A 24,633-nucleotide genomic window follows, 5' to 3' on the forward strand; every position below is an offset into this window, starting at 1 on the left:
AAACAACCCAACAAACAACTGATTTACTGACACTTAAAACCGATACAACTAAAAAAAGTATTCGCTGTATTTGTATGGCATCTCGTTTGGAACCGTTTTCTGGGCCATCCCTCCTTACTTCATGATGAAATTTACAACAATAGCTTTAATGGGCCTGTGTTGCTTTTGCTTTTTTTCGGCAGGTGCTCAACCCATTGCCGGCAACGGCTGCATGACCAAAACGACCCCAAACAGGGTATATCAAACACAAATCTCGACCAGCGGGGGACTGCCTGTTTACCAGGGCTACAACACGCAGTATTCGGAGTGGACGGTGCAGTACGATATTACCAACTATCCTTGTTTTACCTGGACACAAACCGCCGCCAATGGTTGCTACATTAAACTTTCTGAAAGTTCTTCGACCCTGACCCAAGGCAACTACGGCAATTTTACCGGTTATGCCGGCAATGCCTGCCTCCTTCCGATCGACGATTATATCCCGCTTTTTTGCCTGCTTGCCGTTGGGTTCTTTTACTACTACCTCCGGAAACCGAGTTAGCCTTGAAGCATGAAACGATTACTGTAGTTAGCAACCCAAATCCTGCTACCAGTGGAATTTACCACAAACAACTGCATATCTCACCACGAATAGGGAATTTTTTACCCAAAAATACCCTATAAAAAATCATATTTTTCTTTTTGATTAATCTGTTTCACAGACAGTTAATTATTTAATCTGCCGTAAACAGCGATTTTCAAGCTTTTGCGCCTTCAAGGCGGGGCATGGCATCCGGTTTGAACTTAGCCTATGAGTTCATTTGCCCATTATGAAAATCATTCGCATAGCTTTAACCTGTTTCATCTGTCTTTGCTGCTTCCATGCAATGGCCCAACCTATGCCCGGCAATGGCTGCATGACCAAAACCAATCCCAACAGGGTGTATCAAACACTGATTGGCTGGAGTGGCAGTACACCTATCTATCAGGGCTACAACACCCAATATTCAGAGTGGACAGTACAATACGACATTACACAATACCCTTGTTATACCTGGACACAAACGGCCGCCAATGGTTGCTATATCAAATTCTCGTCGAGCTCGTCTACTTTAACGCAAGGCAACTATGGCAATTTTACCGGCTACAGCGGTAACAGCTGCCAGCTTCCGCTTGATGAATACACACTTGGTTTTTGTGCCTTTATAGGCATGTTTTTCTTCTTCCATATCAGACGAAAACCATCGGCTATAGACCCATTGGCACCAAACCGAACAGGTTAATTGTGCCATTGGTACCCTATACCCAAAATTGCTAAGGGCCAACTTTTCCACATTCCAAAATTCGGCGTTTCAAGCTCGACAAAAATTCCTATTTTCGTGCGATGGAAAATTTTATCGTTTCAGCCCGTAAATATCGTCCAGCCACCTTCGAAACCGTGGTTGGTCAGCAGCATATTACGGGTACGCTAAAAAATGCCATCAAGAACAACCAACTGGCCCAGGCCTTTTTGTTTTGCGGTCCGCGAGGAGTGGGCAAAACCACTTGTGCCCGTATCTTGGCCAAAACCATTAACTGTACGCAGCTAACGGCCGACCAGGAAGCTTGTGGCACTTGCGAATCGTGCGTTTCTTTCCAAACCGGACATTCCTTTAACTTTCATGAGCTTGATGCGGCTTCGAACAACTCGGTTGACGACATCAGGAGCCTCATTGAGCAGGTGCGCATTCCGCCACAGGCCGGAAAGTTCAAGACTTATATCATTGACGAGGTGCACATGCTCTCGGCCAGTGCTTTCAACGCTTTTTTAAAGACATTGGAAGAACCGCCATCGTATGCCATTTTTATTTTGGCTACTACCGAGAAGCACAAAATCCTGCCTACCATTTTATCGCGTTGCCAAATCTTCGATTTTAACCGCATACAGGTAGAAGATATTGCCGGACATTTGAATAAGATCGCAGTTAGGGAAAACATAGCGGTTGATAACGACGGCCTTCACATTATTGCCCAAAAGGCTGATGGCGGCTTGCGCGATGCGCTATCGATGTTTGACCAGATTGTAAGCTATACCAACAGGAATCTTACCTACAAGGCGGTAATCGACAACCTCAACATCTTAGATTACGATTATTATTTCAAGCTAACCGATTTTTTAACTGCCGGAGACGTAAGTCAGGCATTGCTCCTCTTTAACGAGATCTTGAACAATGGTTTCGACGGCAACAACTTCATCAATGGTTTGGCCAGCCACTTCAGGAACCTGTTGGTGGGCAAAGATGCGCAAACCATCCAATTGCTGGAAGTTAGCGAAACCATTAAGCAGAAATACCTGGCCCAAAGTAAACAGGCCGACCTAGGCTTTATCCTTACCGCGCTTAATTTGGCCAACCAATGCGATTTGGTATATAAAAACAGCAAAAACCAACGCTTGCAGGTAGAACTTTCGCTCATTAAAATGTGCCACATTCCTTCGGTCATACAACTGGCACAGCAACCTTCATCCGGCAACAACACAGCAACTGACACAGATCAGGATAAAAAAAAAACTTTAATTGAAACGGAGCGGCCTAAGGCTGTAGCTGTACCCACAAATCCCCAACCAGAAGCACCAAAAGCAACAACCGAAACTTCGGATGCCAAGCGCAACGTAGCCGAAGCTTCTATACAAGACCTGCAGAATTTTATTGCCAAGGAAGATTTGCCCGACCTGCCCGACCGATTGGACATAGCCTTGCCTACTGTTCCGCCACCGGCCAACAAACCGCAGCCTTTAAGTCCGCCACCTTCGGCAGGCTCGATCAAAATCCAGCCGATGAAAGCCAATGTAGGTTCTTTGATCCCATCATTGACAGATTTGGAGCGCGTAGCCAATGGCGATGAAGACAAAGGGCCCAAGTACATTACCGGAAGCGAGAAACAGGATTTTACGGCCGAACAGTTTTTAGAGTTTTGGCATATTTATACCCAAAAGGCAAAAGACAGCGACAAGATACACCTCTATACCTTAATGAGCAACGACCCTATCATTAACGGCACAGAGATTACCGTACTGGTTGAAAACTTGGCGCTGGAAAGTACCTTACAGGACGAAAAAGTAGAACTGCTCAACTTCCTGCGTTCGGCGCTGAAAAACTTCGACATCCAGATTACGGCCCAAAAGGCAACCAATACCATCAAAAAACGGATTTACACCAACAAAGACAAGTATACCTACCTGGTTGACAAAAATCCGCAGCTTGAAGAAATGCGCAGACGCTTTAACCTGGATGTAAGTCCTTAATCCTACCGTTAGGCTTATAGCTTCCCCTTCCCAATCAAGATAGAAACCTTTGCTTAAGCGCAGGGCTTGGAACCATACAAGAATCGTTCTTTCCGAATAGTTTATAGCGCGATTTGGCGACCAAATCGTATACAAAATCCCGCAACGGCTTTGGCAGTACGATTAATCCATAAAACATCCTGAAAATGCCACCCAGTTCTTTCGAGATATGGAGTACGGCAGACGACTTGATAAAATATTTATCGCCTATGATTAAGACCATGGATCCGAAGCTATCCATTGGCAAACCATATTGCTCAAGCCATTTTTGCCCAGTTTCCGATTGCAGCGAAGCAAACCTGAATTTCTCCTTTTTGTCCATCCTGATGATGAATTGCACTGCACCATTGCACAAATTGCAAACGCCGTCGAACAAAATGATTGGATTTTCCATGGCCAACTCAATAGCTGATTCTGCGGTTAAATAAAGTATCGAGCTTGGTGGTAAGCGCAAACTTGCTTTGGTCGACCTTGATTTTTCTGTTATAGGTCTGTATTGAAAAATCTATATTCCTATAAGATGGATGCCTTTTAAACAAGTACAAAGCTATAGACCTCGACCCGGCTTCTAAATAAAGCGTATCTCTAATCATTTGCTGGATCGAAGAATTAACCCTCACTGCATTGATCGGCAAAACCAGCTTATCCAGGCCTGCATCTTTCGCAATGACGATATTGCGCGAAGCATCGTCGGGATCTACCAAACTGATATCGCTTTTGATATATTGATAGTTTTTGGATTTACTGGTGAAAAAACCGTACTGCCAATTTAATCGCGTTACCCTAAAAATAAAGGACTGAGTAACCGAAAGTGCATACCAGTTGATATGCTTATCAAACCAAACGCTGACTTTTACTACCGACAAAAAAATAATGAGCAGTATTATTCGAAAAGTAATTTTATATGCTTTTATCATTTTCTTTGATTTTAAGATCCTCAAAAATTACCGGGTACCAGCACACCACATTTAAGATGATGAGCAACACCCCAAAAAACAACAAGTCCATAAAAAGTGCAATGAACAAATGCATAGATATAATGATGAGCACGATATACAACCTGGTTTTCTTAAACCATACCAGCATAAAATACAATGATTCTATAAAGACTACCATAATTCCGAAAAAGGCATAAAAGAGGATGTTTTGGTCTTTCGGAAAAAAATTGGTTGTCATGATGGTAGGGTCATTGCTCAGGAAATAGATAAACCGCCCATTCCACCAGTTCGGCATCAGTGCTTTCTCAAAGCCCGCCGAGATGTAGGTAATGATCAGATAGAGTTGCAATACCCTGATGCAAATCTGCTTGAGCTCGTTGAGTTTAGGATAGTTTTCTTTCTTGATCAGCGACAAGCTATAGCCGGTTGGGAATAGGGTTAGAAAGAAAAAACATACCGATTGATAGATATCTACCCCAAAGGCGAAAGAAGACATCACATTGGTAATCAGTGTAAAAGTGACCAGGCAAACAATGGCCGATAGCCTTGTCCAAATTCCCAGCAATAAAGTGGTAAGTGCCAGAAAGTATACCGTAAGAATGGTAACCATCACAGCCTGGGGCGGCAAGTTTAGCAAATCAGCAATTTTTTGCGGATGGCCTTCGAACCAGAGCGCATTGGCATTAGAAACCTCCCAATTAACGATCCCGTTTGGCGCAAAGAAAACATCGTAATCCAAAACCAGCGTAAACATCGAAACGATGGCAAAAAGAGCTACCAAGATCCTAAATATTTCGAGCTGGTTGGTGTTGTAGCAATAGGAAATGTTGTAAAAAACATTTTCCTTCAGCACGCTTTTAATTTTATGTGTATTCATGTTTGTCTTTTTTAAGTTTCCATTGGTTTAAACAACATGAAGAAGCCGTTTAAATTTGTTCGGTTATTTCACATTCGAAAGTCTTTTATAAAAATGTTCTACTTGTAAAAGACCGATCGAAATTTAAACGGCTCCTTGCTCGTGTAGCATTTTGCTTTTGCACTAGTTGAGGTGGTTCTAGTTCAGTCCTTTTTGGGCAAGGATCTGGTTCAACTGGTTAAAGCGCTCTTCACCTAGTTTAGATTTCAATAGCGCACCGCTTTGTTTGTAAACCCACCATTTTTCGTTGGCGGCCAAAACGGCATTGGCAGCCAAGCCCGGCATGCCGTTAAAACCACCCCTTACGGTAGATTTCAACTGGCCCACTTTGTCGGGCGTAACCACGGCCAACTGGCCCTGATCGCCTAATACCGCCGTAAAGTCCTTACCCAGAATACGTTGCATTTGCTGTTGTTCTGCCTTGGTAAATTCTACTGGTTTTTCAACCGCTTTAATGTCCAATCCTTTTTTGGTGAGGATTTGATTTAATTGGTTAAAGCGTTCTTCGCCCAGTTTAGATTTCAACAGCGCACCGCTTTGTTTGTAAACCCACCATTTTTCGTTGGCGGCCAAAACTGCATTGGCGGCCAAGCCGGGCATGCCGCTAAAACTGCCCCTTGGCGTAGATTTTAGTTCGCCCACTTTGTCTGGCGTAACCACGGCCAACTGGCCCTGCGCACCTAATACCGCGGTAAAGTCTTTACCCAGGATTTTTTGCACCTGTTGCTGTTCTGCCCTGGTAAATTTAACCTGCGAAAACGCGACAGTACTAAAAGCCAATGCCATTAGTAGTAGAATTGATTTTTTCATTTTGTTTAGATTTAGATTTTTATTCCTACTCTTTAAAGGATTTTCGGAATACTCCTATTCGTTTGAATATGTTTAGTCTCTTCATCCGTTCGGTAACCTAAGGCAGATCTGCCTTAGCTTGGCATTTCATAGTTTGTAAAAGATGGTTTTGCAGAACGCTATTTCCTTCTGCACGAAGCTGATGAACCGTGCAATTTGCTTTAGGCCTTTTCTTATCATTGCTGTTGTTTTTTTAACACGTTGCCGGCTTACCCCAATTGGCCAACCGGCTTGTACATCACAAAGTTGCGGCACCAGGCGGTCGCAATCAATGTGCATAAAACTGAATCTTGCCGTTCGTTCGACGGAAATTTTTACCGTCGTTTAACGGTAGCAAAAACGGTTCAATACCCCTGTTTTTTTCGGCTTAACCTTCGCTATTTTGCATAATTAAAAAGTATATTTATTCTATTAACCCCTCAACCCAACCAAATGGAAAAGAAACACTTAACCCTCATTATCGCAGTACTCGCTATTGCTTTTGGCGCCTATGTTTATTTTTATCCGCCTACCCAAACAGGTTCCAATCCCAGGTCTCCCCGCTCCAGGCCAAGTACCTTAAAGCTTAAACTGATAGAGGAAATGGTCGACAACTATAGACAGACGCAGCTCAAGGCCATCGAAAACGCAAGAGAAAATGCTGTACCCAATGATGCCAACTCTATTTTATTCGACCTCGACACACTCAAAAAATTCATTAATGATATTGAAAACATTGTAGCCACGAAGCAACCCGATGGCAGTAAAAAGCTTGCCATCAGAATGTATTATGCGGCCTATCCGTTAAACACCAAATGGTCTTATCCGGGTTACGAAGACTTGGGAAAACTATTGGGCAATGACATCACCCGGCTTTATGAAAGAAAACATACTTTGATCTTATTGCCGGCCATCAGAAACAAAAGAGGTGTTTACGCCGATTTTAACCCTTTAGACATCAGCACCTACGAAGGATTTAAATTGAGGAACAACAAGCAAATGAGCTTTATATTGGTCAAAGACGACAGAAGGGAAGAAATGAATGTAATGGCCCTAAACCATGGACAGATCATACCACCAGCAACTGTTGACGGACAAGCTTTTCAATAAACATGGTAGCATTTAGCCATACGCAAAAAATATTGAGCGAGGTACTGATTTGGGTGCAGCTTTTAACAGCGCTAGTTGCCCTATTTTATTTGCCTCAGCTCAAAAACAGTCATTGGAAATGGCTTAGCTATTACTGTTGCGCCGTTTTTTTGATGGAAGCTTTTGCCAAGTGGGGACTGAAACACCATCCATCCTCCATCAGCAAGTACTATGATTTTTTTGTTATCCCGATTGAATTTATATTTTTCTATTGGGTGTATGCCATCAAATCGCTCAACAGGCCAAAGTTGTTTTGGATCATTGTAGGTATATTCTGTATTTCGTTTTTACCCTATTTTACCATTATCCACAAGCCCGGCATGATGCTGTCTTTAAGTTATACGGTAGGTACGGTGTTACTGATGTTTTTGGTCATTTTAGAAATCTTTAAGCAGATCAAATCCGAAAAAATACTCCTGTTCCATACCAATTACATGTTTTACATCAATATAGGCATCATCCTATTTTATGTAGGCACCTTGCCTTTTTTCTCGTTTTATAATCTACTTTTAGGCGAACCCGATTTGTGGAGCATTTATTATACTTTTTTCCTGGTCGCTAACAATTTGATGTACCTGTTATTTACTGCAGCTTTTATATGGGGCAAACCGAATACCTATTAGTTATTATCCTGTTCAATGTTTTTTTATTGGCATTTATTGTGGCCATTATTGCATTTGTAGTTCAATACAAAAACAAAAAGAAGGAGAGTGTAATGCAGCTGCAGCAGCAGCAAGTGTTGCATCAGAAGGAATTGTTGGCTGCGCAAATAGAGATCCAAACCCAAACCATGCAACACATAGGCCGCGAAATACACGATAACGTTGGACAAAAACTTACCTTGGCGAGTTTATACACCCAACAATTGGCCTTTGAAAACGAGGCTTTGCCCATCAACGATAAGATTACAGGGATTGGCGAACTGATCAATGATGCGCTGTCGGAATTAAGGCACTTATCCAAATCCTTAACAGACAACCACATCGATGCCAATGATATTGCTGTTTTACTGCAAGAAGAATTTGCGAAGATTGAAGTACTGAAAAAATATAAACTCAACTTAACCACCGAATCTGAACCGATACCTCTAAATTACCAAACCAAAAGCCTATTGTTAAGGGTAGTACAAGAGTTTATCCAAAATAGCATTAAACACGCGGCCTGTCAGACGATTTCGGCAACTTTAAGGAAAAATGGCCAACAATTAACCCTAACTTTAAGTGACGATGGCAAAGGCTTTGACCCCGAAAAACTAAGCGGCAAGGGCATCGGTTTAAGCAATATGAAAAAAAGAATTGCCTTGATTGGAGGCAATTACCATATGGAAAGCAAAGAAGGCAATGGGACAATATTAACCATCGAAATTTCGACATAAGATGAAAACTAGCATTGTAATTGTTGATGACCATATCTTAATCGCCAAAGCATTAAGTAGTATTTTGGCCAACTTTGACCAATTTGAGGTGCTTTACGAATGCGAAAACGGCAAAGAACTGCAGGAAAGGTGCCAGCATCCCAAAAACGTGCCCGATGTGGTCTTGTTGGATATCAGCATGCCAATCATGGATGGCTTTGAAACGGCGGCCTGGCTTAAGGCAAGTCATCCAGAAGTATTGATTATGGCGCTGAGCATGCAAAATGACGAGCAGAGCCTCATCAAAATGATCAAAAGCGGCGCTAAAGGCTATCTGCTCAAAAACGTACACCCCACTGCCTTGGCCGAAGCCTTAAACTACCTGGTTAAAAACGGCTATTACTATCCCGAATGGGCCGCCAACAAAGTATTTTCCAGCCTCTGCAACGAAAGCAAGGAAACTGACAAAAAAGACCTTTTTAGCAGCAGGGAAAAAATGTTCTTGCGTTTTACCGTAACCGAGATGAGCTACAAGGAAATTGCCAACCAAATGAACTGCAGCACCAGAACCGTGGAGGGCTACAGGGATAGCTTATTTGAAAAACTAGAATTAAAAACCCGTGTAGGCTTAGCCGTTTACGCCATTAAAAACGGGTACGACAGCTAAGCTGCTGCCCCATTTTATCATCAAAAGGCCTTGCTTATCGATTAGTAAATTAGCGCTTTAATATCCATTGTTTTTGGGGTAACCTTCTTCGTCCAGATCGTCGCGGTAGTCTTCTTCGGTTCGGCCTAAAATTTCATCTTCCGGGCTCAACAAAACGCTTTCGCCCTCATTGTCAACATGCATGCCCAATTCGTCTAACTCATCGTCGGCTATTTCTTCTTTTCCGGCATATTCGTCGCCTACGTAAGGGTTGGCCTCATCATAGGTCGAGTCATCGTTCACCGCCCCCATCGAAACCGTATCATAGTTTAAAGGGTGGTCGTAATCGCTATCGGTACTCTTCATATCATATTCGAAGCTCTTTTTGTTCTTGTCGTAAGAAAGCTCGTTAAGGTCTTTTGTTTCTCCCAAGCTATCGGCATGAAGCTTATCGGTAGCCCTTTTTGGTTCGTTGGTTGAATTGCTCATGGCATTGAAATTTTATTATTGCTATAACTCTGCGAAAGTAAATTTTGTTTTATCAAAAGGAATTATTTAAATTAACTAAAATTTTAGTTATTAGGATTATGAAAAAGCTCCGAATCATTTCCCTATTTATTATTTCCTATCTGTTTTACCTGCTTTTTACACAACTGCTTTTTGCCGAGGACAACTTGGTACAGCTTAAGGGCCAGCTCCTGAAGAAGGACAATTTTATGGAGCTGGATCAGCACGATCAAAAACGACCGATCAACTATGTCTGCCTAAGTTTTATGCTCCAAAAAGACAAAAGGCTCTACATCTTAAAATTGGATGTTGATGGCATTGCCGAAGGTTTTCGGGTGTTAAAGGGCGTTGATCTATCGTTGGGCAAGGCTGGTGAAATAGCCGTTTGGGTTAAAAAATCGGACCGCAACAAAATAAGGCCTAAAGTTTACAAAGTGGAGGCAGACGGTTTATCGGTTTTCGAGTTGCCCTACCGGCCAGGCAATAATGCTTTTTTGTTTTTGATGCTGGCTTTGCTGGCCCTTGCTTTTGCCAGCACCTATTACTTGCCCAAAGTTTCGGCAGCCAGAAACTGGAGATTGCTGCAAAGAAGGCCTCACTACATTTAAATTGCATAAAAAAGCCCTCCTGCTTTGGCAAGAGGGCTTTGATTACTTTGCTATCTATTAAAGACTAGCCAAAGCAGTGTTCAAAGTTTCGCTCGGACGCATGGCTTTCGAAGCCAAATCATCACTTGGATTATAATACCCACCAATGTTTTGTGGTTTGCCTTGTGCATCGATCAATTCTTTCGAAATTTGGGCTTCGCCAGCGGCTAAAGCCTTGGCTAATGGGGCAAACCTGGCTTGCAACTCGGCATCTTTGCTTTGTGCAGCCAAAGCCTCGGCCCAGTACAAAGCCAAATAGAAATGCGAACCGCGGTTGTCTATCGTACCTAGCTTTCTGCCCGGCGATTTATCGGTGGCCAAGAACTTCGCATTGGCCTCATCAAGCGCATCAGCCAAAATCTGAGCTTTTGCATTGTTTTGGGTTTGCGATAAATGTTCTAGCGAAGCTTGAAGTGCCAAAAACTCGCCCAGCGAATCCCAACGCAAATAGCCTTCCTGGATAAACTGCTCAATATGTTTAGGGGCCGAACCTCCAGCACCGGTTTCGAACAAGCCACCACCGTTCATCAATGGAACGATAGACAGCATTTTGGCCGAAGTACCCAACTCTAAGATCGGGAATAAATCGGTTAGGTAATCGCGCAATACGTTTCCGGTAACCGAAATGGTATCCAATCCTTTGCGGATTCTCTCTAACGAAAATTTAGTGGCTTCGATTGGCGAAAGGATACGGATATCCAAGCCCTTGGTATCGTAGTCTGGCAAATATTGATTAACCTTGGCAATAATTTCCCTGTCGTGCGCACGGTTCTCGTCTAACCAGAAAACTGCTGGCGTAGCTGACAAACGTGCCCTGTTAACCGCCAATTTGATCCAATCCTGGATTGGGGCATCTTTGGTTTGGCACATGCGGAAGATATCTCCAGCTTCTACTTTTTGCTCGAAGAAAACCTTGCCATTGGCATCGCTTACGCGGAAAGTACCATCGGCAGTTGCTTGGAAAGTTTTATCGTGCGAACCATATTCTTCGGCTTTTTGCGCCATGAGGCCTACGTTTGGCACCGAACCCATAGTGGTAGGGTCGAATGCGCCGTGGGCTTTACAATCGTTGATGGTAGCGGTATAAACACCAGCATAGCAACGGTCTGGAATCAAGGCGAAAGTATCTTGTTGCTTACCATCTTTGTTCCACATCTGTCCAGAAGTACGGATCATGGCTGGCATCGAAGCATCTACAATCACATCAGATGGCACATGCAAATTGGTAATACCTTTGTCTGAATTAACCATGGCCAAAGCAGGACCATTGGCAATCGTAGCGGCCAAGGCGGCTTCTACTTCCGCTTGCTCAGGTCTTCCGGCAATTTTAGCATAAACATCGCCCAAGCCGTTGCGGGTATCTACATTCAATTCCTTAAACAAGGTGGCATATTTGGCAAATACATCGGCAAAATATACTTCTACAATAGCGCCAAAAATGATAGGATCTGAAACCTTCATCATGGTAGCTTTCAAGTGCGCCGACAACAATACGCCAGCTGCTTTAGTAGCCGCAATTTCTTTGGCCACAAAAGCTTTCAAAGCTTTAAGGCTCATGGTCGAGCTATCGATCACCTCTCCTGCTTTTAATGGCGAGAGTCCTTTCATTTCGGTAACTGCACCGTTATTGTCAACAAACTCGATTTTAAACTGGGTAGCTTCAGGCACAGTCACTGATTTTTCTGAACTGTAGAAATCGCCTTCGGTCATGCTTACCACCTGCGTTTTAGAATCGGCAGACCAAGCGCCCATCGAGTGTGGATTTGCTTTGGCATAGTTTTTTACAGCTTTTGGTGCCCTGCGGTCCGAATTACCTTCACGCAACACCGGGTTTACAGCCGAGCCCAATACCTTGCCGTATCTGGCTTTGATGCTTTTTTCCTCTTCGGTTTGCGCATCTTCAGGGTAGTTCGGAATGGCAAAGCCTTGCGACTGCAATTCGGCAATAGCGCCTTTCAATTGAGGAATAGACGCTGAAATATTTGGCAACTTAATGATATTGGCTTCTGGTGTGGTAGCCAATTGGCCAAGCTCAGCAAGGGCATCGCCAATTTTTTGCTCGTCTTTTAAAAATTCTGGGAAATTGGCCAAAATCCTTCCAGCCAACGAAATATCTCTTGTTTCTACATCAATACCAGCTGAAGCGGTAAAAGCCTGTACAATGGGCAAAAATGAATAAGTGGCCAACATTGGCGCTTCATCTGTTTTGGTATAGATGATCTTTGATGTATTTGACATATAAACTGATTTTACTAATTGGGTTATTTGGCCGGCACTGCTGCCTCATTGGCCTTTAAATCGGCTAAAGATAAAATAAACAGATGAATTTATAGCCATCTAACTGTTAATTTGTCCAGTAAAGCAACAGTAGCTATGCTCTGAAAGACTTCCTGTTTTTATAGTCAGGTCCAATACGGAAAATCTTATATTCGTTAACCGCAATTATTAAAAACCATGGAAATAACCTACAAAATTGATAGTGTGCCAACGCCTCAACAAATCATCCAGCTGTATAACGATGCCGGTCTGCCAAGGCCAACCCATGATTTAGAACGCATTAAAAAGATGTACGAAAGCTCGAATCTGATTGTAAGTGCCTGGGATGATGAGGTACTTGTTGGCGCAGCAAGATCAATTACCGATTGGTGCTGGAGTTGCTATTTAGCCGACTTGGCCATTAAACAAACGCACCAAAAGGAAGGCATTGGCCGTAAGCTCGTTGATTTAACCAAGGCCCAAATTGGAGAAGAAACCATGTTGTTGCTGCTTTCGGTACCTACAGCTATGGAATACTATCCAAAAGTTGGATTTGCAAAACAGGAAAGCAGTTTTATCATCAATCGCGAGCGATAAAACTTGTATATTTATGTTCAAATCAGCAACCATGGCTAATCTGCTCAATATACCCTTCTTGAGGACCAAGGGCTTTGGAAGACCTTCATTTGCCGTATTTGTCTTGTTTACACTTGCCTTATGCCTGCTTGCCGTTTTACAAGATTTTCTGCAATCGAATTACAACCAAAGTGCATTTTTCCTTTCCGAATCCCTTTTGTTCAGGTCGTTCTGGATTTTAGCCCTGCCTGTTGTTCTTGTGCAGGTTCGTTTGTTGAGGAGCAAGCTTCCATCAAGACCAACAATCCAACTACCGATAAGCATTGCTGGAGCCGTTTTGCTGCACCTGCTTTTATTCTCGGGCCTGGTTAACCTGTTATCGGCTTTGCTATTTGATCATACCTACACCTTTGGCCGTGTTTTCTATTATTCGATTACCGAAGATCTGTACAAATGCGTACTTATTTATAGCCTTAGCGCAGGTATTTACAGGTATTGGCCTGTATCAAAGCCCAAGACTTTCGTACCAACAAGCGTACTGACGATCCAAGATGGCAGAAATTATACCGCTTTGCCTATCCAAGAGATCATCTACATTCAGGCCGCAAGCCCCTACATTGCCATACACACTGCTAATAAGCAGTACCTACACACAGCCAGCCTAAAATCGATATTGGGCGAACTGGACGAAAACCAGTTTGTGCGCATCCACAAATCGACCATTGTTAACCTTGGCGAGGTGGCAGGCTACCAATCGAGGCTTAACGGCGATTATGATGTGCGACTTAAAAACGGCACAGAACTGAGGCTGAGCAGAAATTACAGCTCCACCTTTCGCCAGTACTTCGAAGCCACCTCCGCTTAGCCTAAAAAGTCATCAGCTTAACCTATTCGATTTGGAACGACCGGATTGAGCACAGAAGTTTGCCTCAAAAACCCGATTATGTTTCAACACAACTTCTTTGGCTATGTCTTGGCACTGGCCGGCCTTTTAACCTTCCAATCGTGCAACGGACAAAATACTAGCCCAAACTCAAAAAAAGACAAAACCATTGGTGGATTTTGCGATGGTTGCGAATTGCTGTACGTGGGCATGCCTACCCAAATCAAAGCTGTAGACACCAGCACGGGCTGGCATGAAAAAGGACAAAAGCTCCTCGTTACCGGAACCGTTTATCAACTCGATGGCCAAACGCCCGCAGCCAATGTCATCCTCTATTATTGGCAAACCGACAACAATGGTTATTATTCGCCAAAACCAAACCTCGATAAACGGGCCAAGCGCCATGGCCATATCAGGGGTTGGGTAAAGACCGATGCCAAAGGCAAATACAGCATTTATACGATACGGCCGGCTCCCTACCCTAACGATACCATGCCAGCACACATCCATTTGGCGGTGAAAGAGCCCCACATCAGCCAAGAATATTACATCGATGAATTGGTATTTGACGATGATCCTTTATTAACCGGAAAGAAAAGAAAGCTGCTCGAAAACCGAGGTGGCAGTGGCGTAGTGAGGATTTTGCTCAAAGACCAGTTGCAAGTAGCCGTGCATAACATTGTGTTGGGCCTGCACATCCCCAATTATCCGCAACAAGTTAAACAGCAGTTAAATTCTGGCTTGGCTATTGGCGAGGATAGTCCGTCCTTTACCCCATTCCATGCCTGGGGGCCAGACAAAGGCACTACCACCTGCCCCGTTTGCAAATACGGACGTTATCAAGGCCTGCTCTATTTTGTTGGCGATGCGCCAAACTGGGACGATATTAAAAAATGGCTGGTATTTTTAGAACAGCAAAGCCAGCAAAGAAGCAAATACCTCAAGGTATATTTCATCTATGGCAATTCGAAAAACTACCACAAGGCGGGCCGACAAAAGGAACTGGAACAATTAGGTACTTCGCTTCGCCTGCAGCACCTTGCACTGACTTTCGTGCCTGCGCTTACCGACGAAAAAAGCGAAGTGGCCTTAAATAAAATCAACCCTAATGCAAAAAACACCTTTATCCTTTATCAGCATCGAAACATCGTGGCCAAATTTATCGAGCTAGAAGCCAATCCGGCCAACTTTAGGCTCATTACCAACACCCTGAACCAAAACAAAAGCGAATACAACCAATTGCCAGAACCTATTTTCCATTAGCGCTTTTGTGGAAGAAAGCTTAGCTTTATGGGCAATGATTGATACCCAACGCCTCAAATTATTGCCCTTAAGCCACAACCAATTAGCCAAATACATTGCCAACAATGGCTCTTTGGAAGCCGAGCTGGGCTTGAGCCTTCGCCCCGAACGCATTTCTTCGGCCATGAAACGAGCTTTACAGGAAAACCTCCTGCCCGAAGCTACCGACACCGGCAGGAACCATTATTTCACTACCTTATGGGTGCTCATCCTCAAATCGGTTAACGGCATTATCGGCGACTTGTGTTTTGTTGGCGAACCCGATGAAGATGGCGAGGTAGAAATCGGCTATGCCACCTACGAAGATTTCAGGAACAAGGGCTATATGACCGAAGCGGTAGCCGCCATCATCCAATGGGCAAAAAGCCAGGAAGATGTGAAATCGATATTTGCCGAAACTGCCAAAGACAATCCGGCCTCTTTCGCCGTATTGACCAAGAACCACTTCAAAAAAGTAGGCGAAGCGGATGACCTTTTTTATTGGAGATTAGTGATAAGTTAACCGTATTTTGCGAACTTTGTAAAATAAATGAACATCAAGATGAAGCCAATAAGAATATTAATGTTGCTGTTGCTAACCGGACATTTCGCTTTTGCCCAAACAGAATTTGGGGTATCTTTTAATTCGGGGTCATTTTCATTTAAAGGGCAATCGGTAGCCGCCGTAAGTTTTTTAAATGCAAGCACCGGCACCGTAAATAAGGTATATGCCAACGATGTTTATGGCAATAAAAGCGGATTAGGCTACGGTTTGTCATTAAACGCAAAAAGAATATTGAAAGGCAATTTCTTGGTTGGTTTGGATATAGGCTACGAAAAAATGAACGGCAAAGTAGCCATCGAACAGGTAGCTATTTACAATGGCACCACCAATGTGGCCTACAATGCCAGTGGCTACAGAAAGCTAAATCTCGATTTCATCAACCTGTATCCATCTTTCGGCTATCGCATCCACGCTAATCCAGTCGACATTGATTTAACTGCCGGCATAGATTTTGGCTTTATCTTAAAAGCCGAGGAGAATGGAACCATTACCGCAGCTAACGGAACCAAATTTAGTGGTACGGTAGACCGCAAAAATATAAGCACGGATGTAAGGCCAAGGGCGCAGGTGGCCGCCAAATTCAAAAAATATGGTGCCTATGTTGGTTATTCGTACGGATTGAGCAACTACACGGCGGGGATGATTGGCAACAGTACTAGCGATGCCACTTCGCGTATTTGGAGATTTGGCTTGTCTTATACCTTTCTAAAACTATAGCAGTCAGGACCTTATAGCTATTACACAACTTAAACTAGGTTAATCCATGCAAAGTAGCCAGCTTGATCAGTTCGGCTACATTTTTAGCCCCAAATTTCTGCATCAGGTTACGTCGGTGGGTTTCGATGGTAAGCGGGCTAATGAAAAGCTTATGGCCAATGTCGGCGGTGGTAAGGCCTTCAGCAATCAAGGGCAGAATCTCTTTTTCCCTGGCCGTTAACGTCGGAAATCCTTGAGGCATAATGGTTGATGGCCTGGCCATAATGCCTTTCACCTCTTCGCTTAGGGCCACTTGACCGCGAATAGCAGTATTTAAGCAATCCATCAACTCGTTGGCCGATGCGTTTTTCAAGAGGTAACCGCTTGCCCCGTGTTGCAAGGCCTGCATGATAATGCTTCTCTCGCTATGGTTGCTCAGGATAATCACATTGGTTTCGGGATGCTTTTGCTTGATTTCCTTGCATAAATCCAATCCGTTTTTATCGGGCAAGGTAATATCCAGCAGCACAATATCCACGCTTACGCCATTCAAAAACTTTAAACACGACTCGCCGGTCTGAAACGAACCTACAATGTCGATGTGCGGTTTATCCAGTAGCAAAAGCTTAAGGCCTTCTACAACGATTGGATGATCATCCACTATGGCTAAAGTTATTTTTTCGGGCAGCATGTACTTCAATAGTTAGGATTGTTCTTTATTAACTCAGGGAATAAGGTTTCCTTTTCCCCTCTCTCGTTTAACGAGAAGGTTAAACTAGACATTTGAATAGTTTTTCTCAAGAAAATCAGAAAAATCCATGAAAACCAGTAGATGGAATTCATTACTTGCAGGTATTGAAAATCGTTGCTTTTGCTCCTAAGTTTGACTTATTAATTAACGCTTGCAACCAAAACAAATAACGCCTCGAGCACTACAATATTTCAATTTCGAATCAAAGCATAAAAGTTATGAAAAGCATCTTTATTTTAATTTGTACTACGGCGTTAACCTTGGGTTTAAACGAAGCATCGGCCCAAAACGCAGTAGACCGTGGCATCGGCAAGGCACAACAGGTAGGTAACACCGTTGACAATGCCAAGAACACCGCCGACAAGCTGTTAGGCCTGTTTGGCAAGAAGAAAAAAACCGAGGCCGAAAGCACCACCGTTATTTCGATCAATGGAGGCACTTTGGCTACCATTAAACAAATCAAGGCCGATGTTGAAGCCTGCAAAGGCGTTACCGAAAGCGCCATGAAGTTCAGTTCGAGTGGTTCGAAAATCACGGTTAAGCACGCCGGCACTACCGAAGATTTATTGAAACTGCTACAGACCAAATCAACAACCTTTGGCGACAAAAATATTACCGGGATAGATGAAGGCGAAATCGGCCTGAAAGTAAACTAATTCAAGATTGTTTTTAAAGTAAACAGCTTAGTGAGTTCAAGGGCTGCCCCGACGGGCAGCCTTTGTTGTTTGCATTCGGCTTATAAAATTGAAAAAACTGATTTATATTTGATAGCAATGTCCCTAAAGACAAGCAAGCTTTGTCTTTAGCTTATTATTGTTCCATCAGCTATACTCAATCTTTTCAAAGTGAAATTAATTGCCGTCTTCCTTCTTGTTTTTGCCGTTTCCTTTGTTCACGCCCAAACCTCAGCCGTTGATAGTACCCAAAAGCTGAACGAAGTAATCATAAAAGGCTACTTTAATCCGCAAACTCTACTCCGTACACCCGCCACTGTTAACCTGCTCGACAGCAACCAATTTCAAAACCAACCCAGGGCATCACTGGTAAGTCTTGCGAATACCGTTCCTGGCCTGAGAATGGAGGAGCGATCGCCAGGGAGTTACCGACTTTCGTTGCGAGGCAGCTTATTGCGTTCGCCTTTTGGCATTCGAAACGTAAAAATATACCTCGCTGATTTTCCACTTACCGATGCAGGCGGCAATACTTACCTCAACTTGATCGACTTGGTGGGCATTGGCAACCTCGAAATTTATAAAGGTCCGGAAGCCAGCACATTTGGCGCAAACACGGGTGGTGCCTTGTTGATCAATCCGCTTTTGAAGGCAAAAAACGAAATCGAGCTTGGGGTGGATGCCGGATCTTATGGCTTGTTCCATCAAACGGCAAGTATTGATCGGGTTTACCCCAATTATCGTTTCAATATAACCGAAGGCTATCAAAGAAGCGATGGCTACCGGCAAAACAGCGCCTTACAAAGAAAATATATACAAACTACACAACAATGGGACTATAGTTTAAAAGGGCAACTGAAGGCATTCGTATTTTTTAGCGACCTCAACTATGAAACCCCAGGTGGATTGACTGCACAGCAACTGGCTTCGAATCGTAGATTAGCCAGACCCGCTACGCCAAGCCTGCCCGGCGCGGTTAGTCAACAAGCGGGCATCTACAATCAAAGCATTTTTGGTGGTTTAGCCAATCAATATCAAATAAATTCTCACTTTAAGCATGTAATCGCTGTTTTCGGGAGCTATACCGATTTTAAAAATCCTTTCATTACCAATTTCGAAAAGCGCAAAGAAAGTACCTTTGGTCTTCGCACCTTCATGCAGTTTGAAACCGCCAGTACCCATTTCAGCTATCATGTACAAGCTGGCGTAGAAATGGCCAATACTAACAGTGATATCCGTAATTTCAATAATGATCGAGGTACAGCTACGGCATTACAAGCAGCTGACGACCTGCATGCAGGCCAGCGTTTTGCCTTTTTACGAATGAACTTCGATGTAAACCAACGTTGGTTAATTGAGCTTGGCTCGAGCCTCAATTTTTTCAGCTACAGCTATCGGAGCAATTTTCCCATCAACATCGATAAGCGTAAGAGAAGCTTTGACCCGCAATGGATGCCCAAAATTGCCAGTTCTTTTTTGGTGAACGCCAATCTATCGCTCCGGGCTTCAGTTAGCAAGGGCTACTCTCCTCCTACCTTGGCCGAGGTAAGATCTTCAGACAACATCATCAATAACAACCTCCAAGCCGAAGCGGGGTGGAACTATGAAGCGGGCTTAAGGTGGAAAACCAGCGATCAGCATTTTTATGTAGATGCCAACATTTACGAATTTCTCCTAAAAGACGCCATTGTAAGACGCCTCAACACCAACGACGTAGAATATTTTATCAATGCCGGTGGCACAAAACAAAGGGGGATCGAATTAATTGCCTCATGGTCTATTATCAGCAATAACACCACCAACTTCATCAGTAACTTGCAATTGAACAGCGCTTATACTTACGCCCATTATCGGTTTGTTAACTTCAAAAATGCAAATCAGGATTACTCTGGAAATCGTTTAACCGGAATTCCCAGCCACGTTTGGTACAATAGCTTGGAACTTGGGTTGAAACGGCATTTTTTCTTTTTTGTACAACAAAGCTACAATGCATCCCTTCCACTTAACGATGCCAATACCTTCTATGCCAAAAACTATTACCTCACCGATATTAAAATCGGGGCCAAAAACCTACGTTTAAGCCACAAACTGTTAAATGTAAATTTTGGCATCAACAACCTCTTTAACCGAAACTACAGCTTGGGCAATGACTTAAATGCAGCCAGCAACAGGTTTTACAATCCGGCACCGGGCGTTAATTACTACGCCGGCCTGTCGTTAAAGCTATAGGCCAAAGATGGGCGCCATTGCTGGCGCCCATTGCAACAAACCTAATTTGCGACATCTGTTTCCCTAATGTTAACCTCCGTTACCACTATGTCTGTAGTATAACGCTTGCTTCCGTCTTTTGCATCATAAGAGCCACTCTGCAACCTCCCTTCAATATACAATGGTGTTCCTTTCTTGATATGAGCCTCGGCAAAATCTGCCTTCGCATTCCAAAAGGTTAGCGTAAACCATTGGGTTTTCCTCAGCTCTTCCCCCGTTGCACTTTTGTAGCGTTCGTTCACGGCCAAGTTTACTCGTGCCAGTTTCTGATTGCCTGATAAGGCCTTAACATCTGCATCGCTACCGGCAAAACCGCTCAATACTACCTTGTTTGTTACATTTTCCATGTGCTTCAATTTTAAGTGACTAAATAATTAACGACCAGCAATCTCTTGCCGACAATACAAAATTGAACTGTTGAGGGAAAATAGTCGGAGGTTAACCGTGTATATTCGGATATAACCGGATATGAAACACTAATCGGATAACCCGGTGGCTATATTCGTTTCTTTTCGTAAATTGAACTGTCATCCCATGCAAAACCTACCACTATGGAACGCTGCTGCCTGGATTGCAATACGCCCTTAAAGGGACGTGCCGATAAAAAATTCTGCGACGACCAATGCCGCAGCAATTACAACAACCGTCTAAAAGCCGACGACTGTAGCTTTATGAAACAGGTTAACCAGGTCTTAAAAAAGAACCGAGACCTCTTGAAAACGCAAAATGCCGACGGTACCGTAAAACTGCACCAAAACGACCTCGCTAAAAAGGGCTTCGATTTCAATTACCATACCCATACCCTCATTACCGCAAATGGCGGTACCTATTTCTTTTGCTACGAATACGGCTATCTGATTTTGGAAAACAACGAGCTTTTACTGGTTAAACGTCAATAACTATTTTAAACTTGCGAACAGACCGAAAAGGTAAAAGCCAAAATGGGCGAGCTAGCCAACAGGGAGTTCATCACGATGGTATTGTCGAAATAAAAAGCAAAAACATGTTTAAAACAAAGGCAAAAAATCGAACATCCTAAAAAAATTACATTTTTTTACCTGCATTTTTATACTACAAAGCCTTGTTGACCAAGCGTATCAAAAGCAAATTTTAAGGTCGGCCAAAAAACTCAAATTTCCTGCACGGGCAAGGAACCAGATGCTAAAAACTTGATGCGAGTTAAGCGTATCACCCTAACTTTTTTGGCCTTTTCAATTCTTATTTTCGACTTGAATCGGCCTTGCCAAAGACCTGGTTTAAATCGATATTCGTATTACTTTTGAGGTTCCAAGCAGTAGCTGTACCTTAAAAACTTTAGCATTTCGTTGCTGTTGCCAACCACAAACCCAAATTCAACCCTATTCCCTAAATTATGAACTTCAAGAGACTTTCATCCTTAGCTGTCGCCATTGTAACCATTGTGCTGATCTCATGCGCCTGCAAAAAAAGCACCAAAACGCCTAAAGCAACCGATACTGTTGTACCGCCAACAACTACACCTGTGGCCAGCGATGTGGCATTTTGGCTAACCAAAGGCGACAAAACCGCTTTGCTGGAAAAACAGAATGTGGCGCTCAATTTTAGCGCAACCCATAATGGCAACACTACCATTGAGGTAGACGATGCACAGGTTTACCAAGGCATTGATGGTTTTGGCTATACCTTAACCGGTGGAAGCGCTACCTTGATCAACAATTTGCCCGCCACCACCAGAGATGCCCTGCTTAAAGAGCTTTTTGCTACCGATGAAGGCTCCATAGGCGTAAGCTACCTGCGTATAAGCATTGGCGCATCAGATTTGAGTGCCAACGTATTTACCTACAACGAAAGGCCTGCCGGACAAACCGATGTAAACCAAGATAACTTCTCTATCGCTACTGAAATGACCGATTTGGTACCTGTTTTGAAGAAAATCCTGGCCATTAACCCGAACATCAAAATATTGGGTTCGCCATGGACGGCACCAACCTGGATGAAAACCAACAATGCCTTTAAAGGTGGCAGTTTAAAACCCGAATATTACCAGTCGTATGCCACCTATTTTGTAAAGTATATCCAAGCCATGAAAGCGCAGGGCATTACCATCGATGCCATTACCATCCAAAACGAGCCTTTGCACCCCGGCAATACGCCAAGCATGTACATGGAAGCCAAAGACCAAGCCATTTTTATCAAATCGGCTTTGGGACCAGCCTTTAAAAATGCGGGAATTACTACTAAAATCATTGTTTACGATCATAATGCCGACCGTCCGGATTACCCTTTAACCATTTTGGCCGATGCAGCCGCCAATCCTTACGTAGATGGCTCTGCCTTTCACTTGTACGGTGGCAATATTTCGGCGCTAAGCGAGGTACACAATGCCTATCCAGACAAGCACGTCTATTTTACCGAGCAATGGGTTGGTGGACCAGGCAATTTTGGCAACGACCTTAAATGGCACGTTTCGACCCTCATTGTCGGCGCTACCCGCAACTGGAGCCGCAATGTGTTGGAATGGAATTTGGCAGCCGACCCCAATTACAACCCGCATACACCAGATGGAGGCTGCACCAGCTGTTTGGGCGCGCTCACCATTGGCTCGAGCGTCAGCAGAAACGTAGCTTACTACATCATTGGCCATGCCTCTAAATTTGTGCGCCCGGGCTCATCCCGCATTGGCTCTACCCTGAACAGTACTTTGACCAACGTAGCCTTTAAAAATATTGACGGGAAAAAAGTGCTCATTGTTTGCAATAATGCCAATACCGAACAAACCTTTAACATTAAATACAATGGCAAAATAGTAACTACGGCCTTGCCTGCGGGCGCGGTAGGCACCTATGTTTGGTAACGATTTTCATATTTATGCTATGATTGATTTAGTTAGCCTCGCCACAAGCGGGGCTTTCTACTGCCAAACATTTCTTCGTTTTGCTTGTTAATCAGGTTGATCATTCAACTTTAAGCTATGAAAAGATACTTTTTCGCACTAGCGACTTTGGCTACCTTATTTACGGCATGCCAAGGCAATAAATCGGAACAGGCGACTACAGATACCACTGCTTTAGATACCAATATTGTCAGTACAACTCCTCAACACTGTTACCAGTATATCAAAAACCGAGATACAGCCAAGCTCTCGTTCATGACCAGCGGTACCATTACCACAGGTGAACTGAGCTACAACTTTGCCGAAAAAGACAGCAACAAAGGCATCATCAAGGGCGAAATGCGTGGCGATACGCTCATTGCCGACTATACCTTTAGCTCGGAAGGCAAAGAATCAATACGTCAGGTTGCTTTCCTGAAAAAAGGCGATCAGATGCTGGAGGGCTTTGGCGACGTGCTGGAAAAAGACGGCAAAATGATTTTCAAAGACCTACACACGCTAAAGTTTGGTCAGCCGATTATTTTCGATAAAACAGACTGCCATTAATTTAAAAATTTTTAACCACCAGATCGTTTTATCGACAAACGATAGTCGCCATGTTCGTTGTTAAGCTAGAAGCCTACCTTGTGTAGTGCGCTTCGTAGTTATTTGCTAAAGCACAAACATTGTAGCACCAGGCGCAGTCGGCAATTTTGGGTCCTTTGTTTGTACAAAAGAACTAGGCCAGACCAGCCACAAGACTTAAAATCACATTAAAATTGTAATTTAGGCCAGCAGATTTTAACTATGGATAACAACTTCGAAAACTTCCCGCCCATTGGAGGATTATTGGTTTCTAAAATGATCTTCGACGAAAACCGCAAGCCGCTTTTTATGTACCGGAACAAATCAACCCGTCAGGAAGACAGCGGCTGGAAAATATTCAGCGGGTTTGAGAGCGAAGCCTATACCGACGATCCTCGAAACATTATCATTTGCAATCCTTCTACCCTTTTAAAAGTCGATCCCTCGGTAGCCCCGTTGTTGCTCAAAGGCGTGGGCTCGGTTTACGAACGCGAAAACGAGCATTCGGATTGGTACAGGGTGAGCGATTATCCGCTCGACGACGATTTTATGGTGAAGCACAAACTCACCGAAAGCTGGACCATCGACATCAATAACCTTTTTGAACGTCGCGTAGAAGAAACCGGGTCTTTGCTTTATACCACTGGCGACAAATCGGTAAGGCTTTCCATTTGGCGCGAAGAAGGCCAGTCGCAAGCGCAATTAAAAGCGCATTTTAAACAGGTTGGCTTAACCCGAGATCAATCGCTAGCCAAAACCGTCCAAACCTTCGATTTTTCTGATGAATACGTGGCCCGAGTGGGTTACCAAATCAAAGAAGCAGATGGCGACAAAAGCTACGATGTTATCTACACCTTTAACCTGATCGAAAACGAGGTATTGCAAGCGGTTTTCTATTTTGATGAACCCAGCGATATAGACTGGGCTATCGAAACATGGAAAAACCTGAAGCTAAAAGATTAAG

At 43.6% G+C, this 24,633-nt stretch carries 27 protein-coding genes; 19 read left to right on the forward strand and 8 right to left on the reverse strand.

What is annotated here, in order from left to right:
* Positions 1-121: 121 nt before the first annotated feature.
* The 3 genes from VRU48_RS10760 to VRU48_RS10770 all read left to right on the forward strand — a co-directional run bounded on the left by VRU48_RS10760 (position 122) and on the right by VRU48_RS10770 (position 3,262).
* On the forward strand, positions 122-541 hold the full coding sequence (locus tag VRU48_RS10760) for a hypothetical protein (RefSeq protein ID WP_330107927.1): 420 nt from the start codon (positions 122-124) through the stop codon (positions 539-541).
* 337 nt (positions 542-878) lie between these two features.
* On the forward strand, positions 879-1,262 hold the full coding sequence (locus VRU48_RS10765) for a hypothetical protein (RefSeq protein ID WP_330107928.1): 384 nt from the start codon (positions 879-881) through the stop codon (positions 1,260-1,262).
* A gap of 101 nt (positions 1,263-1,363) precedes the next feature.
* Positions 1,364-3,262, forward strand: a complete 1,899-nt coding sequence (locus VRU48_RS10770) for a DNA polymerase III subunit gamma/tau (RefSeq protein WP_330107929.1) — start codon at positions 1,364-1,366, stop codon at positions 3,260-3,262.
* Positions 3,263-3,296: 34 nt separating this feature from the next.
* Here the strand turns inward: VRU48_RS10770 and VRU48_RS10775 are convergent, their stop codons facing one another.
* From VRU48_RS10775 to VRU48_RS10790, 4 genes are all read right to left on the reverse strand, one after another.
* Positions 3,297-3,695: a thiol-disulfide oxidoreductase DCC family protein gene (locus VRU48_RS10775; RefSeq protein ID WP_330107930.1), complete on the reverse strand. Its 399-nt coding sequence runs from the start codon at positions 3,693-3,695 to the stop codon at positions 3,297-3,299.
* A 7-nt stretch (positions 3,696-3,702) separates the two neighbouring features.
* Positions 3,703-4,218 (reverse strand): hypothetical protein, encoded by a 516-nt coding sequence (locus tag VRU48_RS10780; protein WP_330107931.1) that lies wholly within the window; start codon positions 4,216-4,218, stop codon positions 3,703-3,705.
* The gene (locus VRU48_RS10785; RefSeq protein WP_330107932.1) at positions 4,202-5,116 is read right to left on the reverse strand and encodes an HTTM domain-containing protein; all 915 of its coding nucleotides are present in this window, start codon (positions 5,114-5,116) and stop codon (positions 4,202-4,204) included. The genes VRU48_RS10780 and VRU48_RS10785 overlap by 17 nt, the downstream gene beginning before the upstream one ends.
* A 177-nt stretch (positions 5,117-5,293) precedes the next feature.
* Positions 5,294-5,965, reverse strand: a complete 672-nt coding sequence (locus VRU48_RS10790) for a hypothetical protein (protein ID WP_330107933.1) — start codon at positions 5,963-5,965, stop codon at positions 5,294-5,296.
* A gap of 471 nt (positions 5,966-6,436) precedes the next feature.
* Between VRU48_RS10790 and VRU48_RS10795 the strand changes: the two genes are divergently transcribed.
* Genes VRU48_RS10795 through VRU48_RS10810 form a run of 4 tightly spaced genes read left to right on the forward strand, consistent with a single transcriptional unit; the run spans position 6,437 to position 9,153 of the window.
* Complete coding sequence (locus tag VRU48_RS10795) at positions 6,437-7,093, forward strand: hypothetical protein (protein WP_330107934.1); 657 nt, start codon at positions 6,437-6,439, stop codon at positions 7,091-7,093.
* Positions 7,094-7,095: 2 nt separating this feature from the next.
* Entirely contained in the window at positions 7,096-7,755 is a 660-nt protein-coding gene (locus VRU48_RS10800; RefSeq protein WP_330107935.1) for a hypothetical protein, read from the forward strand.
* Positions 7,731-8,507, forward strand: coding sequence for a sensor histidine kinase (locus VRU48_RS10805; protein WP_330107936.1), 777 nt, complete (start codon positions 7,731-7,733; stop codon positions 8,505-8,507). The genes VRU48_RS10800 and VRU48_RS10805 overlap by 25 nt, the downstream gene beginning before the upstream one ends.
* A 1-nt stretch (position 8,508) precedes the next feature.
* Complete coding sequence (locus VRU48_RS10810; RefSeq protein WP_330107937.1) at positions 8,509-9,153, forward strand: response regulator transcription factor; 645 nt, start codon at positions 8,509-8,511, stop codon at positions 9,151-9,153.
* A 57-nt stretch (positions 9,154-9,210) separates the two neighbouring features.
* Here VRU48_RS10810 and VRU48_RS10815 read toward each other — a convergent pair whose 3' ends face one another.
* Positions 9,211-9,621: a hypothetical protein gene (locus VRU48_RS10815; RefSeq protein WP_330107938.1), complete on the reverse strand. Its 411-nt coding sequence runs from the start codon at positions 9,619-9,621 to the stop codon at positions 9,211-9,213.
* A gap of 98 nt (positions 9,622-9,719) precedes the next feature.
* Between VRU48_RS10815 and VRU48_RS10820 the strand changes: the two genes are divergently transcribed.
* A complete protein-coding gene (locus VRU48_RS10820; protein WP_330107939.1) occupies positions 9,720-10,247 on the forward strand; it encodes a hypothetical protein in 528 nt (175 codons plus the stop codon).
* Positions 10,248-10,304: 57 nt separating this feature from the next.
* Here the strand turns inward: VRU48_RS10820 and VRU48_RS10825 are convergent, their stop codons facing one another.
* On the reverse strand, positions 10,305-12,524 hold the full coding sequence (locus VRU48_RS10825; protein ID WP_330107940.1) for an NADP-dependent isocitrate dehydrogenase: 2,220 nt from the start codon (positions 12,522-12,524) through the stop codon (positions 10,305-10,307).
* Between the two features lie 216 nt (positions 12,525-12,740).
* Between VRU48_RS10825 and VRU48_RS10830 the strand changes: the two genes are divergently transcribed.
* The 5 genes from VRU48_RS10830 to VRU48_RS10850 all read left to right on the forward strand — a co-directional run bounded on the left by VRU48_RS10830 (position 12,741) and on the right by VRU48_RS10850 (position 16,564).
* A complete protein-coding gene (locus VRU48_RS10830; protein ID WP_330107941.1) occupies positions 12,741-13,139 on the forward strand; it encodes a GNAT family N-acetyltransferase in 399 nt (132 codons plus the stop codon).
* A 13-nt stretch (positions 13,140-13,152) separates the two neighbouring features.
* Entirely contained in the window at positions 13,153-13,983 is an 831-nt protein-coding gene (locus VRU48_RS10835) for a LytTR family DNA-binding domain-containing protein (RefSeq protein ID WP_330107942.1), read from the forward strand.
* A gap of 78 nt (positions 13,984-14,061) precedes the next feature.
* Positions 14,062-15,264 carry a dioxygenase family protein gene (locus tag VRU48_RS10840; protein WP_330107943.1) on the forward strand — a complete coding sequence of 401 codons (1,203 nt, stop codon included), beginning with the start codon at positions 14,062-14,064 and terminating at the stop codon, positions 15,262-15,264.
* 34 nt (positions 15,265-15,298) lie between these two features.
* Positions 15,299-15,805: a GNAT family N-acetyltransferase gene (locus VRU48_RS10845; protein ID WP_330107944.1), complete on the forward strand. Its 507-nt coding sequence runs from the start codon at positions 15,299-15,301 to the stop codon at positions 15,803-15,805.
* Between the two features lie 39 nt (positions 15,806-15,844).
* Positions 15,845-16,564 (forward strand): hypothetical protein, encoded by a 720-nt coding sequence (locus VRU48_RS10850; protein WP_330107945.1) that lies wholly within the window; start codon positions 15,845-15,847, stop codon positions 16,562-16,564.
* A 34-nt stretch (positions 16,565-16,598) separates the two neighbouring features.
* Here the strand turns inward: VRU48_RS10850 and VRU48_RS10855 are convergent, their stop codons facing one another.
* Entirely contained in the window at positions 16,599-17,234 is a 636-nt protein-coding gene (locus VRU48_RS10855) for a response regulator transcription factor (protein WP_330107946.1), read from the reverse strand.
* Positions 17,235-17,512: 278 nt separating this feature from the next.
* Here VRU48_RS10855 and VRU48_RS10860 point away from each other — a divergent pair, with 278 nt between their 5' ends.
* The gene (locus VRU48_RS10860; protein WP_330107947.1) at positions 17,513-17,950 is read left to right on the forward strand and encodes a hypothetical protein; all 438 of its coding nucleotides are present in this window, start codon (positions 17,513-17,515) and stop codon (positions 17,948-17,950) included.
* A 189-nt stretch (positions 17,951-18,139) separates the two neighbouring features.
* Positions 18,140-20,194 carry a TonB-dependent receptor gene (locus VRU48_RS10865; protein ID WP_330107948.1) on the forward strand — a complete coding sequence of 685 codons (2,055 nt, stop codon included), beginning with the start codon at positions 18,140-18,142 and terminating at the stop codon, positions 20,192-20,194.
* A gap of 41 nt (positions 20,195-20,235) precedes the next feature.
* On the opposite strand, the gene VRU48_RS10870 is transcribed toward VRU48_RS10865, so the two are convergent.
* Complete coding sequence (locus VRU48_RS10870) at positions 20,236-20,580, reverse strand: single-stranded DNA-binding protein (RefSeq protein ID WP_330107949.1); 345 nt, start codon at positions 20,578-20,580, stop codon at positions 20,236-20,238.
* Between the two features lie 204 nt (positions 20,581-20,784).
* Here VRU48_RS10870 and VRU48_RS10875 point away from each other — a divergent pair, with 204 nt between their 5' ends.
* The 4 genes from VRU48_RS10875 to VRU48_RS10890 all read left to right on the forward strand — a co-directional run bounded on the left by VRU48_RS10875 (position 20,785) and on the right by VRU48_RS10890 (position 24,632).
* A complete protein-coding gene (locus VRU48_RS10875) occupies positions 20,785-21,132 on the forward strand; it encodes a hypothetical protein (protein ID WP_330107950.1) in 348 nt (115 codons plus the stop codon).
* 473 nt (positions 21,133-21,605) lie between these two features.
* The gene (locus VRU48_RS10880; RefSeq protein WP_330107951.1) at positions 21,606-23,066 is read left to right on the forward strand and encodes a glycoside hydrolase family 30 protein; all 1,461 of its coding nucleotides are present in this window, start codon (positions 21,606-21,608) and stop codon (positions 23,064-23,066) included.
* A 117-nt stretch (positions 23,067-23,183) separates the two neighbouring features.
* Positions 23,184-23,651 carry a hypothetical protein gene (locus VRU48_RS10885; protein ID WP_330107952.1) on the forward strand — a complete coding sequence of 156 codons (468 nt, stop codon included), beginning with the start codon at positions 23,184-23,186 and terminating at the stop codon, positions 23,649-23,651.
* A gap of 240 nt (positions 23,652-23,891) precedes the next feature.
* Positions 23,892-24,632 (forward strand): DUF2185 domain-containing protein, encoded by a 741-nt coding sequence (locus tag VRU48_RS10890; RefSeq protein WP_330107953.1) that lies wholly within the window; start codon positions 23,892-23,894, stop codon positions 24,630-24,632.
* Position 24,633: the final 1 nt, after the last annotated feature.

This window comes from Pedobacter albus, assembly GCF_036324255.1.
In the GTDB taxonomy this organism is placed as follows: Bacteria; Bacteroidota; Bacteroidia; order Sphingobacteriales; family Sphingobacteriaceae; genus Pedobacter; species Pedobacter albus.

Coding starts and splice junctions, on each gene's coding strand:
- VRU48_RS10770 (WP_330107929.1), top strand. CDS start 1,364: ATGGAAAATTTTATCGTTTCAGCCCGTAAATATCGTCCAGCCACCTTC.
- VRU48_RS10760 (WP_330107927.1), top strand. CDS start 122: ATGATGAAATTTACAACAATAGCTTTAATGGGCCTGTGTTGCTTTTGC.
- VRU48_RS10870 (WP_330107949.1), bottom strand. CDS start 20,580: ATGGAAAATGTAACAAACAAGGTAGTATTGAGCGGTTTTGCCGGTAGC.
- VRU48_RS10850 (WP_330107945.1), top strand. CDS start 15,845: ATGAAGCCAATAAGAATATTAATGTTGCTGTTGCTAACCGGACATTTC.
- VRU48_RS10820 (WP_330107939.1), top strand. CDS start 9,720: ATGAAAAAGCTCCGAATCATTTCCCTATTTATTATTTCCTATCTGTTT.
- VRU48_RS10805 (WP_330107936.1), top strand. CDS start 7,731: ATGGGGCAAACCGAATACCTATTAGTTATTATCCTGTTCAATGTTTTT.
- VRU48_RS10815 (WP_330107938.1), bottom strand. CDS start 9,621: ATGAGCAATTCAACCAACGAACCAAAAAGGGCTACCGATAAGCTTCAT.
- VRU48_RS10855 (WP_330107946.1), bottom strand. CDS start 17,234: ATGCTGCCCGAAAAAATAACTTTAGCCATAGTGGATGATCATCCAATC.
- VRU48_RS10795 (WP_330107934.1), top strand. CDS start 6,437: ATGGAAAAGAAACACTTAACCCTCATTATCGCAGTACTCGCTATTGCT.
- VRU48_RS10845 (WP_330107944.1), top strand. CDS start 15,299: ATGATTGATACCCAACGCCTCAAATTATTGCCCTTAAGCCACAACCAA.
- VRU48_RS10835 (WP_330107942.1), top strand. CDS start 13,153: ATGTTCAAATCAGCAACCATGGCTAATCTGCTCAATATACCCTTCTTG.
- VRU48_RS10830 (WP_330107941.1), top strand. CDS start 12,741: ATGGAAATAACCTACAAAATTGATAGTGTGCCAACGCCTCAACAAATC.
- VRU48_RS10890 (WP_330107953.1), top strand. CDS start 23,892: ATGGATAACAACTTCGAAAACTTCCCGCCCATTGGAGGATTATTGGTT.
- VRU48_RS10810 (WP_330107937.1), top strand. CDS start 8,509: ATGAAAACTAGCATTGTAATTGTTGATGACCATATCTTAATCGCCAAA.
- VRU48_RS10885 (WP_330107952.1), top strand. CDS start 23,184: ATGAAAAGATACTTTTTCGCACTAGCGACTTTGGCTACCTTATTTACG.
- VRU48_RS10775 (WP_330107930.1), bottom strand. CDS start 3,695: ATGGAAAATCCAATCATTTTGTTCGACGGCGTTTGCAATTTGTGCAAT.
- VRU48_RS10800 (WP_330107935.1), top strand. CDS start 7,096: ATGGTAGCATTTAGCCATACGCAAAAAATATTGAGCGAGGTACTGATT.
- VRU48_RS10880 (WP_330107951.1), top strand. CDS start 21,606: ATGAACTTCAAGAGACTTTCATCCTTAGCTGTCGCCATTGTAACCATT.
- VRU48_RS10875 (WP_330107950.1), top strand. CDS start 20,785: ATGGAACGCTGCTGCCTGGATTGCAATACGCCCTTAAAGGGACGTGCC.
- VRU48_RS10790 (WP_330107933.1), bottom strand. CDS start 5,965: ATGAAAAAATCAATTCTACTACTAATGGCATTGGCTTTTAGTACTGTC.
- VRU48_RS10785 (WP_330107932.1), bottom strand. CDS start 5,116: ATGAATACACATAAAATTAAAAGCGTGCTGAAGGAAAATGTTTTTTAC.
- VRU48_RS10765 (WP_330107928.1), top strand. CDS start 879: ATGCCCGGCAATGGCTGCATGACCAAAACCAATCCCAACAGGGTGTAT.
- VRU48_RS10825 (WP_330107940.1), bottom strand. CDS start 12,524: ATGTCAAATACATCAAAGATCATCTATACCAAAACAGATGAAGCGCCA.
- VRU48_RS10780 (WP_330107931.1), bottom strand. CDS start 4,218: ATGATAAAAGCATATAAAATTACTTTTCGAATAATACTGCTCATTATT.
- VRU48_RS10860 (WP_330107947.1), top strand. CDS start 17,513: ATGAAAAGCATCTTTATTTTAATTTGTACTACGGCGTTAACCTTGGGT.
- VRU48_RS10840 (WP_330107943.1), top strand. CDS start 14,062: ATGTTTCAACACAACTTCTTTGGCTATGTCTTGGCACTGGCCGGCCTT.